The 12,711-nt window shown below is 68.6% G+C and carries 10 protein-coding genes; 9 read left to right on the top strand and 1 reads right to left on the bottom strand.

Annotated elements, in window-relative coordinates; all coding sequences use genetic code 11:
* Position 1: 1 nt before the first annotated feature.
* The 5 genes from mrdA to IE206_RS21345 all read left to right on the top strand — a co-directional run bounded on the left by mrdA (position 2) and on the right by IE206_RS21345 (position 7,746).
* Positions 2–2,233 (top strand): penicillin-binding protein 2, encoded by a 2,232-nt coding sequence (mrdA, locus tag IE206_RS21365; RefSeq protein ID WP_189964374.1) that lies wholly within the window; start codon positions 2–4, stop codon positions 2,231–2,233.
* Between the two features lie 4 nt (positions 2,234–2,237).
* Positions 2,238–3,428 carry a rod shape-determining protein RodA gene (gene rodA, locus IE206_RS21360; RefSeq protein WP_189964371.1) on the top strand — a complete coding sequence of 397 codons (1,191 nt, stop codon included), beginning with the start codon at positions 2,238–2,240 and terminating at the stop codon, positions 3,426–3,428.
* Positions 3,429–3,510: 82 nt separating this feature from the next.
* The gene (locus IE206_RS21355) at positions 3,511–5,064 is read left to right on the top strand and encodes a CYTH and CHAD domain-containing protein (RefSeq protein WP_189964368.1); all 1,554 of its coding nucleotides are present in this window, start codon (positions 3,511–3,513) and stop codon (positions 5,062–5,064) included.
* 73 nt (positions 5,065–5,137) lie between these two features.
* Positions 5,138–7,063, top strand: a complete 1,926-nt coding sequence (locus IE206_RS21350) for a TIGR03960 family B12-binding radical SAM protein (protein WP_189964366.1) — start codon at positions 5,138–5,140, stop codon at positions 7,061–7,063.
* 218 nt (positions 7,064–7,281) lie between these two features.
* Complete coding sequence (locus IE206_RS21345; RefSeq protein WP_189964363.1) at positions 7,282–7,746, top strand: hypothetical protein; 465 nt, start codon at positions 7,282–7,284, stop codon at positions 7,744–7,746.
* Between the two features lie 24 nt (positions 7,747–7,770).
* Here the strand turns inward: IE206_RS21345 and IE206_RS21340 are convergent, their stop codons facing one another.
* A complete protein-coding gene (locus tag IE206_RS21340; RefSeq protein WP_189964361.1) occupies positions 7,771–8,196 on the bottom strand; it encodes a hypothetical protein in 426 nt (141 codons plus the stop codon).
* A gap of 44 nt (positions 8,197–8,240) precedes the next feature.
* Between IE206_RS21340 and IE206_RS21335 the strand changes: the two genes are divergently transcribed.
* The 4 genes from IE206_RS21335 to IE206_RS21320 all read left to right on the top strand — a co-directional run bounded on the left by IE206_RS21335 (position 8,241) and on the right by IE206_RS21320 (position 12,592).
* A complete protein-coding gene (locus tag IE206_RS21335; protein ID WP_189964359.1) occupies positions 8,241–9,422 on the top strand; it encodes an alpha/beta hydrolase in 1,182 nt (393 codons plus the stop codon).
* Positions 9,423–9,439: 17 nt separating this feature from the next.
* Complete coding sequence (locus tag IE206_RS21330; protein WP_189964358.1) at positions 9,440–10,378, top strand: hypothetical protein; 939 nt, start codon at positions 9,440–9,442, stop codon at positions 10,376–10,378.
* 211 nt (positions 10,379–10,589) lie between these two features.
* Positions 10,590–11,678, top strand: a complete 1,089-nt coding sequence (locus tag IE206_RS21325; protein WP_189964355.1) for a hypothetical protein — start codon at positions 10,590–10,592, stop codon at positions 11,676–11,678.
* A gap of 134 nt (positions 11,679–11,812) precedes the next feature.
* On the top strand, positions 11,813–12,592 hold the full coding sequence (locus IE206_RS21320) for a TIGR03936 family radical SAM-associated protein (protein ID WP_189964353.1): 780 nt from the start codon (positions 11,813–11,815) through the stop codon (positions 12,590–12,592).
* Positions 12,593–12,711: the final 119 nt, after the last annotated feature.

Here is a 12,711-nt window from a genome sequence, read left to right as displayed (position 1 = left end):
CATGAGCAACATCCCCGAGACCGGCCGCACCCCCCGGGTGCAGATCCGGCTCATCATCATCCAGGTCCTGGTGTTCTCCCTCCTGCTCACGCTGGGCGGACGCCTGTGGTACCTGCAGATCCGCAACGGCCAGGAGTACGAGGACGAGGCCAAGAACAACCACGTCCAGCAGGTCGTCCAGCCCGCCGTGCGCGGCTCGATCCTCGACGCCCGCGGTGTGCCGCTCGCCGACAACGAGACCCGCCTCGTGGTCTCCGCCTCGCGCACCGACCTCTCGAAGATGCCCGACAAGGGCAAGGCCGTCCTGACCCGGCTCGCCGCCGTTCTCGGCATGAAGCCGCAGGACGTCATGGACAAGGTCAGGCTCTGCGACGCCAAGACCCCCAAGCCCTGCTGGAACGGCTCGCCCTACCAGCCGATCCCGGTCACCGACAAGGCCACCACCCAGCAGGCCCTCCAGATCCGCGAACGCTCCGAGGACTTCCCCGGCATCACCGCCGACCCCACCGCCGTACGCCGCTACCCCGGGCCCGGCAAGTCCAACACCGCCCAGGTGCTCGGCTACCTCTCGCCCGTCACCGACGACGAGATCACCAAGGCGAAGGACACCGACTCGCCCTACCTGCGCTCCGACCAGGTCGGCCGCTCCGGCCTGGAGCGCACCTACGACAAGCAGCTGCGCGGCAAGGCCGGCATCACCCGGTACGAGGTCGACAACCTCGGGCGCGTCATCGGACAGGCGCAGAGCGACAAGGCCCAGCCCGGCTCCAACGTCGTCACGTCGATAGACGCACGCGTGCAGGCCGTCGCCGAGTACGAGCTGAACAACGCGATGGTCGAGGCCCGCAAGCAGTTCGACAAGATCACCAACGAGAACTACAAGGCCGACTCCGGCGCGGTCGTCGTGATGGAGGCCAAGACCGGCCGCATCGTCGCCATGGCCTCGGCGCCGACGTACGACCCGAACGTGTGGGTCGGCGGCATCTCCGGCAAGGACTACCAGCAGCTCACCGGCAAGGAAAGCGACTACCCGCTGCTGAACCGGGCCATACAGGGTCAGGCCGCGCCCGGCTCGACGTTCAAGGTGGTCTCCACGGCCGCCGCCGTCGAGGCCGGCTACAAGTGGGACGGCGGCTACCCGTGCACCAGCTCTTACTCGGTGGGCGGACAGGTCTTCAAGAACTTCGAGGGTGAGAGCTTCGGCCCCATCTCGCTCGGCCGCGCCCTGGAGGTGTCCTGCGACACCGTCTTCTACGGACTCGCCGACAACGAGTGGAAGAAGGACGGCGGCATCAACCCGAAGCCGGGCCAGCCCAAGGACTACTTCTACAAGGCGGCCCACCAGTTCGGCCTCGGCAAGGCCACCGGCGTGGACCTCCCCAACGAGGTCACCGGCCGCGTCCCGGACCGCCAGTGGAAGGAGAACCTCTTCCTCGCGATGAAGGACACCTGGTGCAAGTCCGGCAAGAAGGACGGCACCTACGTCGAGAAGATCGCGTACGAGAACTGCCTCGAAGGCAACAAGATGCGCGAGGGCGACGCGATCAACTACTCCATCGGCCAGGGCGACACCCTCGTCACGCCGATCCAGGAGGCCATGATCTACGGGGCGATCGCCAACGGGGGGACCATACACGCACCCACCATCGGCAAGGCGATCATCAGCGCCGACGGCAAGACCGTCCAGGAGATCAAGCCGAAGGTCAACGGAAAGCTGCCGGTCAGCCAGGCCACCATCGACGGCTACAACAAGGCCCTCGCCGGCGTCGTCACCAGCGGTACCGCCGCCTGGAAGTTCCAGGGCTGGCCGCAGGACAAGATCGAGCTGCACGCCAAGACCGGCACCGCCGAGGTCTACGGCAAGCAGACCACGTCCTGGCTCGCCACGTACTCCAAGGACTACACGGTCGTCATGACGATCTCCCAGGCCGGTACGGGTTCCGGCGCCTCCGGTGAGGCCGTGCGCAGGATCTACGAGGCGATGTACGGCGTCGACGACGCCGGAAACCAGGACCTCAAGCGCGCCCTGCTCCCGCAGCCCGAGCAGGGCCTGCCCAAGGTCCAGGCCGACGGCACCATCGACGCCCCGACCATCACCGCGTACGACCCGAACGCCGGCAGGGTCAAGGACAAGCTGGGGCCCGACGGACGGCCGCTGCGGCCCAGCGGACAGCCGCAGCCCAACAATCCTCCGGCCACCGACGTCGACAACCGCAACCCACGGAGGGACTAGCGCCATGGCAGGTTTCTCCGTCCAGCGCTACGCCCCCGAGCGCAGCGCGTTCGCCAAGCTGACCGCACGGGACTCGGTGCTGCGCAGGCTCGACTGGCCGCTGCTCCTGTCGGCCCTCGCGCTCTGCCTCATCGGCTCGCTCCTGGTGTGGTCCGCCACCCGCAACCGCACCAACATCAACCAGGGCGACCCGTACTTCTTCCTGATCCGGCACATCGCGAACGCCGGTATCGGGCTTTGCCTGATGGTCGGCACCATCTGGCTCGGCCACCGCACCCTGCGCGGCGCGGTGCCCATCCTGTACGGGCTCTCGATCCTGATGCTGCTCGCGGTGCTCTCGCCGCTCGGCGCCACCGTCAACGGCGCGCACTCCTGGATCGTGCTCGGCGGCGGATTCTCCCTCCAGCCCTCCGAGTTCGCGAAGATCGCGATCATCCTGTGCATGGCGATGCTGCTCGCGGCCCGGGTAGACGCGGGCGACCAACTGCATCCGGACCACCGTACGGTGGTGAAGTCCCTCGGGATCGCCGTGATCCCGATCGGCTGCATCATGCTGATGCCCGACCTCGGCTCGACCATGGTCATCCTGGTGATCATCCTCGGCGTGCTGCTCGCCTCGGGGGCCTCCAACCGCTGGATCTTCGGCCTGCTCGGCGCAGGTGTGGTCGGGGCGGTCCTGGTCGCCGCGCTCGGGATACTGGACAAGTACCAGATCAACCGCTTCGCCGCGTTCGCCAACCCCAAGCTCGACCCGGCCGGCGTCGGCTACAACACCGGCCAGGCCAGGATCGCGATCGGCTCCGGCGGCCTGACCGGCACCGGCCTCTTCAAGGGCTCCCAGACCACCGGCCAGTTCGTTCCCGAACAGCAGACGGACTTCGTCTTCACCGTCGCCGGAGAGGAACTCGGCTTCGTCGGCGCGGGTCTGATCATCGTGCTGATCGGCGTCATCCTGTGGCGCGCCTGCCGCATCGCCCGCGAGACGACCGAGCTGTACGGCACCATCGTCGCGGCCGGCATCATCGCCTGGTTCGCCTTCCAGTCCTTCGAGAACATCGGCATGACGCTCGGCATCATGCCGGTCGCGGGCATCCCTCTGCCGTTCGTCTCCTATGGAGGATCGTCCATGTTCGCGGTGTGGGTCGCCATAGGGCTGCTCCAGTCGATCCGGGTGCAGCGGCCGATAACGGCATAGCCGACGGGGACTTCGGACCGGCGCGGGAGATGGCCGGTCCGGGACCCTGCCGCCAGGGCCCGATCGCGTCTAGATTCTGGTCATGGCGGACACGAAGCGCGAGATCGAGCGGAAATTCGAGTTCACATCGTCCGACGGGGACCAGGCGCGGCTGCCCGACCTGACCCGGGTCCCCGGGGTCGGCAGCGTCGTCGACAAGGGCGTCGTCGAGCTCGACGCCGTCTACTACGACACCCAGGACCTGCGCCTGGACGCCGACTCCCTCACCCTGCGCCGCAGAACGGGCGGCGACGACGCCGGCTGGCACCTCAAATTCCCGGTCACCGTGGGCATCCGCGACGAGATCCGGGCCCCGCTCTCCGACCGCCTCCCGCCCGCGCTGGCCGCCCTGCTGCGCTCCCGCGTCCGCGACGCCGAACTCGTCCCCGTCGTACGCCTGCTGTCCTCACGCGACGTACTCCATCTGCTCGCCGACGACCACATCGTGCTCGCCGAGCTGAGCATCGACACGGTCCGCGCCGAGGGCCTGCGCGAAGGCTCCACCTCCACCGCCTGGACCGAGATCGAGGTCGAGCTCGCCGACGGGGTGGCGGACGAGAGCATCCTGGACGGTGTGGAGAAACGGCTGCGCAAGGCGGGCATCCGGCCCTCGACGAGCTCTTCCAAGGTCGCCCGGGCCCTGCGGGAGACGGCCCCGAAGCCGCGCAAGGCGGCCAAGGCCGCGAAGAACGCCGAGCCCGCCGCCGAAGGCACCGCGGGCGCCCACGTCCTCGGCTACCTGCGCGCCCAGCGCGACGCGCTCGTCGCCCTCGACCCCGCCGTGCGGCGCGAACTGCCGGACTCCGTCCACCAGATGAGGGTCGCCACCCGCCGCCTGCGCAGCGCGTTCAAGTCGTACGCCAAGATCGTCGACCGGGGGGTCACCGACCCCGTCGGCGAGGAGCTCAAATGGCTCGCCGCCGAGCTCGGAGTCGACCGCGACAGGGAAGTCCTCACCGAACGCCTGCGGACCCGCATCGCCGCCCTGCCCCGCACCCTGCTGCTCGGCCCGGTCCGCGGCCGCCTGCGCATCTGGACGGCGGCCCGCCGCACCGGCTCCCGCCGCAGGACCGTCGCCGTACTCGACGGCAAGCGCTACCTCGCCCTCCTGGGCACCCTCGACACGCTGCTCGCCGCTCCGCCCCTGCTCCCGCCGGCCGAACGGCCCGTGTCCGACGTACTCCCCAAGGCCGTGCTCAAGGACTACGACCGGCTCGCGGGCCGCGTCCACACCGCGCTCGGCCTCGCGCCCGGCCACGAGCGGGACCTCGCCCTGCACGAGGCCCGCAAGGCCGCCAAGCGCGCCCGGTACGCCGCCGAGGCCGCCGCCCCCGCGCTCGGCAAGGCCGCCGAGAAGTTCGCCAAGCGCATGAAGGCCGTACAGAACGTGCTCGGCGACCACCAGGACAGCGTGGTCGCCCGCGAGGCCCTGCGCACGCTCGCCGCCCAGGCCCACGCGGCCGGCGAGTCCGCGTTCACCTGGGGACTCCTGTACGGCCAGGAGGAGGCGACGGCGGCCGCCCGCGAGCGGGAGCTGCCCGAGGTGTGGGCCCGCGCCGGCGCCCCGAAGCTGCGGGAGCGCCTGACGGCCCCATGATCGTCGTGCGAGGGGGCGACCCGGCTCGCGTTACGCTAGAGAGTCGCCCCCCTGCCAGCCCATGAAGGTCGAGATGTCTGCCGAGTCCGTCTTCCCACAGCTCGAAGCGCTGCTCCCGCATGTGCAGAAGCCGATCCAGTACGTCGGCGGTGAGCTCAACTCCACCGTCAAGGCCTGGGACGAGTGTGACGTCCGCTGGGCGCTCATGTACCCGGACGCGTACGAGGTCGGGCTGCCCAACCAGGGCGTCATGATCCTCTACGAGGTACTGAACGAGCGCGAGGGCGTCCTCGCCGAGCGCACCTACAGCGTGTGGCCGGACATGGAAGAGCTCATGCGCGAGCACAAGGTCCCGCAGTTCACGGTGGACTCGCACCGCCCGCTGCGCGCCTTCGACGTGTTCGGGCTCAGCTTCTCCACCGAGCTCGGCTACACCAACATGCTCACGGCGCTCGACCTGGCGGGCATCCCGCTGGAGTCCAAGGACCGCACCATCGACGACCCGATCGTCCTCGCGGGCGGCCACGCGGCCTTCAACCCCGAGCCGATCGCGGACTTCATCGACTGCGCGGTCATCGGCGACGGCGAGCAGGCCGTCCTCGACATGACCGAGATCATCCGCGCGTGGAAGGCCGAGGGCTGCCCCGGCGGCCGCGAAGAGGTCCTCTTCCGCCTCGCGAAGACGGGCAGCGTCTACGTTCCCGGCTTCTACGACGTCGAGTACCTGCCGGACGGCCGCATCGCGCGTGTCGTACCGAACAAGTCGGGCGTGCCGTGGCGGGTGTCCAAGCACACCGTCATGGACCTCGACGAGTGGCCCTACCCCAAGCAGCCCCTGGTCCCGCTCGCCGAGACCGTCCACGAGCGCATGTCCGTGGAGATCTTCCGCGGCTGCACCCGCGGCTGCCGCTTCTGCCAGGCCGGCATGATCACGCGCCCCGTGCGGGAGCGAAGCATCACCGGCATCGGCGAGATGGTGGAGAAGGGCCTCAAGGCCACGGGTTTCGAAGAGGTCGGCCTCCTCTCGCTGTCCTCCGCGGACCACACCGAGATCGGCGACATCGCCAAGGGCCTCGCGGACCGCTACACGGACGACAAGATCGGCCTGTCCCTGCCCTCGACCCGCGTGGACGCGTTCAACGTCGACCTCGCCAACGAGCTGACCCGCAACGGCCGCCGCTCGGGTCTGACGTTCGCCCCCGAGGGCGGCTCCGAGCGCATGCGCAAGGTCATCAACAAGATGGTCTCGGAAGAGGACCTCATCCGTACCGTCGCGACCGCGTACGGCAACGGCTGGCGCCAGGTGAAGCTGTACTTCATGTGCGGCCTGCCCACCGAGACCGACGAGGACGTCCTCCAGATCGGCGACATGGCGGTCAACGTGATCGCCAAGGGCCGCGAGGTGTCCGGCCAGAACGACATCCGCTGCACGGTGTCGATCGGCGGTTTCGTCCCGAAGCCGCACACCCCGTTCCAGTGGGCCCCGCAGCTCTCCGCCGAGGAGACGGACGCCCGCCTGACCAAGCTCCGCGACAAGATCCGCGGCGACAAGAAGTACGGCCGCTCCATCGGCTTCCGCTACCACGACGGCAAGCCCGGCATCGTCGAGGGCCTCCTGTCCCGCGGCGACCGCCGTGTGGGCGCCGTCATCCGCGCCGTCTACGAGGACGGCGGCCGCTTCGACGGCTGGCGCGAGCACTTCAGCTACGACCGCTGGATGGCCTGCGCCGAGAAGACGCTGCCCTCCTTCGGCGTGGACGTCGACTGGTACACCACCCGCGAGCGCACCTACGAGGAGGTCCTGCCCTGGGACCACCTCGACTCCGGCCTCGACAAGGACTGGCTCTGGGAGGACTGGCAGGACTCGCTCGACGAGACCGAGGTCGAGGACTGCCGGTGGACGCCGTGCTTCGACTGCGGGGTGTGCCCCCAGATGGACACGTCGATCCAGATCGGGCCTACGGGGAAGAAGCTGCTGCCGCTGACCGTGGTCAAGTAGCGCTGTACACGACGCTGCCGTGTCCACCTGTGCCCAGGTGGACACGGCAGCGTCGTGTGTGGGGGCCTAGGTACGGATACTCAGTCGATCTGAGTGATCGCACAGGCGGTTGGGGAACGGCTGTTTTGTAATGTGTGCGGCAGCAAGGTCGATGAGTGCACCGGCCGAACGGGGCGTCCCCGACGCGGGACCCGGGGCCACGGGGGAGGGAACTGCGCATGGCGTGGGACGAGTGGGAACAGCTCAAGGCCGATGCCGTCGCCCGCGGCGGTGCAACCCGCATGCAGATCAATGGTGTTCCGTCGGACGGGGCAAACGCGTCGGCGGGGAGTGAGGTCACCGGGGGACTCAAGACGACCAAGGCCGCGTGGGTGAAGGCCGGAGTCGGCGTGGGTGACCAGCGCGAAGGCCTCGGGAAGGCGCTTACCGCGCTGAGTGAGGGACAGAAGGGCCTCGGCCCGGCCGAGGGCTGCCTGACGGCCGCGGCGCAGGACAAGGTGCACGCATCGTGGGCGCGCTATGTGCGGGACCTCAGTGAGAAGTGTGGTGCACTCCAAGAGGTTCTGGACCAGACAGGTCACGATCTGCTGCGGACCGACAAGACGGTCACGGCCGCGTTGGAGCGAGTGCAGAGCAAGTATCAAGACACGCCCGCTGTCGGCGGCGACTCGCGGAACCGGTGATCGGCAGCCATGGACCTTGCGACTCTACGCAAGCTGAAACCGTACGAATTCGCGGAGGCCGCGGACGGTTACCGAGCCATCAGCGACCGGGCGGGCGCTTCCAGGGACGATTTGACCAATCGAGTCGTCCCCGGAATGCATGAGGCCCTTTTCGGTGATGCTGCGACCGCGGCGATCGGGCAGATTCAGCAGTTGATAGAAAATTTTCAGTACACCCAGGCTGAATGCGGGCTGATCAGCGCAGCCCTGAATGGGTTTTCGCATGACATCGAGGCCGCGAAGAAAAAGCTGGATGCCGCAATTGCCGACGCTGAAGCCAACAAGCTCACAGTGAACTCGGACGGTTCCGTGAGTTATCCGGCAGGCGGCAAACCGGGTGCCCCCACGCCTTCTCCAGGCGGCAAGACGACTGGACTGACAGACCCCACCGCCCAGGCGATCAACCGCCAAGCGGCCAACTTCGACCCCAACCCGGGCTTCCGCCTCGCCCAGGAGTGCGCGGACCGTATTGCCGCTCCGTTGCGGCTCCGCCGAATCATGGGACTCCGAAACAGAACGCGGAGTGGTGGAAGTCCCTCAGTGCCGAGGAGCGCTCCGCTTACCTGTCGGTCCACCCCGACACGATCGGCGCCCTGAACGGGCTGCCCGCGGACGTACGCGACGAGGCCAACCGCTCGATCCTCACTGAAAAGCGCGCCCAGGACCAGCTGGAGCTGGCTTCGATTCCCTCGGAGCCCGGGAACAAGTACACCTACATCACGTCTGGTGGCCTCGCCACGAAGGTTTATACCGACGAATGGGTGGCGTGGAACAACAAGTACGGGGATCGTAGGGACCAGCTGACCGATGCGGTCAAAGCCATGGGACAGATCCAGAAGCGATACGACAACTACAACGGGGACTCGACGACTCGTCCCTATCTGCTGGGGTTCGACGACAAGAAGCTGGGCCACGTCATCATGTCGATCGGCAACCCGGATACGGCTGACAACGTGGCGACGTATGTCCCGGGTACTGGCGCGAACCTCGCTGAAATCGACGGGGCGATACATCGTGCCGAGCAGTTGCAGACCAAGGCGGCGGCCACCGACCCCTTGCACACCACAGCTTCCATCATGTGGCTCGGCTATGACGCGCCACAGGACGTCATGGGCGATGCCAGGGATCCCAAGTTTGCCGATGCTGCGAAAGATCCGCTGAGTGACTTCCTCACCGGGGTGGACGCGGCCCATGGTGGCAACGTGAATTCAACTGTCATCGGCCACAGTTACGGTTCCCTCGTAGCGGGTGAGGCCTTGCGCGACCATCCCGATATACCGGTCGACAACGCGATCATGGTGGGCAGTCCGGGAGTGGGGGTGAACCATGCGAAGGACCTGAACATCCCGGCCGACCACGTCTGGGCGGCCACAGCGAAGAACGACCTCATCAATCTCGCTCCACCACCGGCAGGCTTCTTGGCCCCTCTCAACCCCAAGGAGTACATGCATCTCTTCGACGATCACTCGATCCTCTACGGCAACGACCCCACGTCCGACGACTTCGGAGGGCAGACGTTCCATGTCGCGGACGGGAAACTGCCGGGGGCGGATGGGTTCATGCCCGCTCACTCGCAGTACTGGGAGGGCGAATCGCTCGCAAACATGGCAACGATCGCGACCGGAGGAAAGCCGTGAGGCTGCGCTCAGCTGTAATGACAGCGACGATCCTGCTCATGATGGTGGGAGCAGCGGCATGCGGAAACGGAGACAGCGGCCACAGCCGCCAGAGCGACAAGACCCCACAGAATCGGGCCGGCAACATGGATGAGCAGCAAGCGACCAAGCGGGCAGAGGAGATCATCCACCAAGCCGTGGACGGGATGCTGCCCAAGCCGAAGCTGAAGCGGATCGGCCCCCTGCCAGTGGGCCCGTGCTTGGCCGATGACAACTCCAGCTCAAGCGGGCGTAAGCAGGTCGCGCTCACGTACCAGTTGACCGATGTGCCAGGAAGCGAAGCCAAGCGGTTGCTCCGCCATGCTCGCGACGCCTGGGTCAAGGAGGGGTACACATTTACCTCTCCCGACGCCGACTGGAGCGTTCCGTTCCCCAAGTTCTTCATGCGCACGCCCACCGACGATTTCAGGATGGACGGCATCATCGGCCCGACCAACAAGGAGACAGGTGAGGGCATCGCGGCGATTTCCGTCACGTCTCCGTGTTTCGCCGGCGGCGCAGGGACGCCTTCGGAAGCGAACCCGGCCGCTTACCAGACGCCGCCTGGGACGTCGGACGCGGAACGTCGCGTACTGGAGCACTCCAGCCGGATCTACGAAGCCCTTCGTGTCCGTCACCAATCACAGGCCGGTGACGGGGTGAGTCGCGTCGAGGACGGCACGGACCTGCTGACGCACCACACGTGGTCGACCGTGCCCCTCAGCCGGGAAGCGCTCAAGGGCGCAATACGTCGCGGGCGCGACAGCCTTGGTGTAGAAGGGTGGGCTGTGCGCTCCCTGCCTCTGGAGAACGATCAGGAAATGATCGTGGCGCGTCACCCCGCAGATGGCAGCCTCGCCCGCGTTGTGCCGTCGGCCGACGGCACCATACGAGTCGCCATCACGGCAGTTGATCATGAGGGCGCCCGGTCCGCTTGACGCCTCGACCACATCGAGGGCGAGGCCGGAGCGCAGATCGGCGGTAGCGCCTGCTCGGTCCTTCCTCGTGGATGAGTCGTCAGCCCATGGACGCGAGGACTGCGAGGGGCTGGTTGCTTCGCGACGACGGGGCAGCGACCAACATGCCGAAGATGGTCGGGCGCGCCGGACTCGTGCAACGTCCAGGGGTCCTTCGCGCGTCTCTGTACACATGGAGAACCGACCGACCCCGCAGGCACCCGAAGGCTGCCTCACCATCGCCATCCGCGTACCCGTGCGGATCGTGGTGCTCGTCCTGGTCGTGCCCGTGCGGATCGTCTGGGACCTCCTCGCGACCGGTGCGAAGGCGTTGCGCCGGGTGGTTCTCGCACCCCTGTGGCGCGCCCTGGTCGTGATCCCGTTCGGGTGGTTGTACGCCTGTGTGCTGACCCCGCTCGGGCGGGCAACTGCCTGGCTGGGCAGGGTGGTTGGGGCCGGGATCGGGTGGCTCGGGCGCGGGGTGGCGTGGGTCGCGGTGACCCTCGTCGCCGCTCCTGCGGTGTGGGCGCACCGCACGGTGCTGGCCCCGCTCGGGCGGGGCGTCGCCCGGGTGGCCCGGGGGACCGGCCTCGGACTTCGGTGGCTGCTTTGGGCGGTGTTCGTGTGGCCGCCGGTCACGCTGTGGCGCTGGGTCCTCGCGCCGCTGCTGCGGTACGGCCTCGTCGTGCCGGGGGCGTGGCTGTACCGGTACGTGCTCACCCCGGCCGGGCACGCCATCGCCCTGCTTGTCGCACTGGCCCGGGCGGGACTCGCCGCCGTGGGGCGGGGGTTTGCCGCGCTGATCGTCCTGCTGTTCGTGGTCCCGGTGGTGTGGGCGTACCGGACGCTGCTCACGCCGCTCGGGCGAGCGGTGGTCGTGGTCCTTCGGGAGATCGGTGACGCGATCGGGCACGCCTGGCGGGTTGCCGGATTCGTGTCCAGGGCGGTCGGACGGGCCCTGGAACGGCTCGCCCGGAATCTGCTGGGGCGGCCGGCGCGCTGGGTGTACGCCGTGCTGCTCACACCGGTCGGGCACTGGATGCGGGAGGCCGTGCTGCGGCCGGCCAAGAGGGCGGCGCTCACGGCGGGGCGCAGTGCGCGGGAGGCGCTGGCATCGGCCCGCGAGACCGTCCGTACGGCACGGCGCGACGCCTGGCGGGCGCTGGTCGGCGGGCCGCCCCGGGAACCTGCCGAGCACCGGGCGCGTACTCTGGGTAGTACAACTACTGCCTCCGGCGCGGTGCCCGCCCCCGAGATCTCCCTCAGCAAAGCCGAGGGATGAGCCGGGTGGCACACGGGCCGTGACCGGAGGGGCCCCCACAGGACGGTGGGCGGCGCCCACCCGCGCCCGCCCCGCACCGAGGAGAAGAACCACTGGGCAAGCGACAGCCCGAAGGCCCGCCGCCCGCACCTGCGGTGCAGCGCATCCGACTGCGCTACACCAAGCGCGGCCGCCTCCGGTTCACCAGCCACCGCGACTTCCAGCGCGCCTTCGAGCGGGCCCTGCGCCGCGCCGAGGTGCCCATGGCGTACTCGGCCGGGTTCACCCCGCACCCCAAGGTGTCGTACGCGAACGCCGCACCCACCGGCGTCGGCTCCGAGGCCGAGTACCTGGAGATCGCTCTCACCGCCCAGCGCGATCCCGAGAAACTGCGCGCCCTGCTCGACGAGTCGCTGCCCACGGGGCTCGACATCATCGACGCGGTCGAGGTCCGCACCTCGGGCCTCGCCGACCGGCTCACCGCCTCCGTCTGGGAGCTGCGCCTGGACGGCGTCACCGTGGACGCGGCCGAGAAGGCCGTCGCGACATTCATGGCCGCCGAGACCGTCGAGGTCCAGCGCAAGACCAAGAACGGCATGCGCACCTTCGACACCCGGGGCGCCGTCGCCGAGCTCCAGGCGCTTCCCGCGCAGGCTGATAGGCCTCTCGACGACGCCTGTGCGATACTGCGGCTGGTAGTACGGCACCTGACACCTGCCGTACGACCCGACGACGTCCTGTCCGGTCTCCAAGCTGTGGCCGACCTGGCGCCGCCGGTCCCCGCAGCGGTGACCAGGCTGGCGCAGGGGCTCTTCGACGAGGAGTCCGGCACGGTGACCGACCCGCTCGCGCCCGACCGCGAGGCAGCCCCGGCCGCACCACCAACGGCCGCCGGGACCGTCTCTGCGACGGCGCCGGAAGGTCCCGCCGCGTAAGGGCAGTCGTTGTAGCGCAGCCCTGGCACTCGGGAGCCACCTGGGTCGGGCCGCGCACTGACCTGAAGACTTTCGCCAGGCCGTACGTACAACGCGTACGGAACCGGCGAGCCAGATAT

The sequence above is a fragment of the Streptomyces violascens genome, from assembly GCF_014649955.1.
Classification (GTDB): Bacteria; Actinomycetota; Actinomycetes; order Streptomycetales; family Streptomycetaceae; genus Streptomyces; species Streptomyces violascens.
Note: the sequence above shows the minus strand (reverse complement) of the source record. Positions and strands in the feature narration are given on the sequence as shown.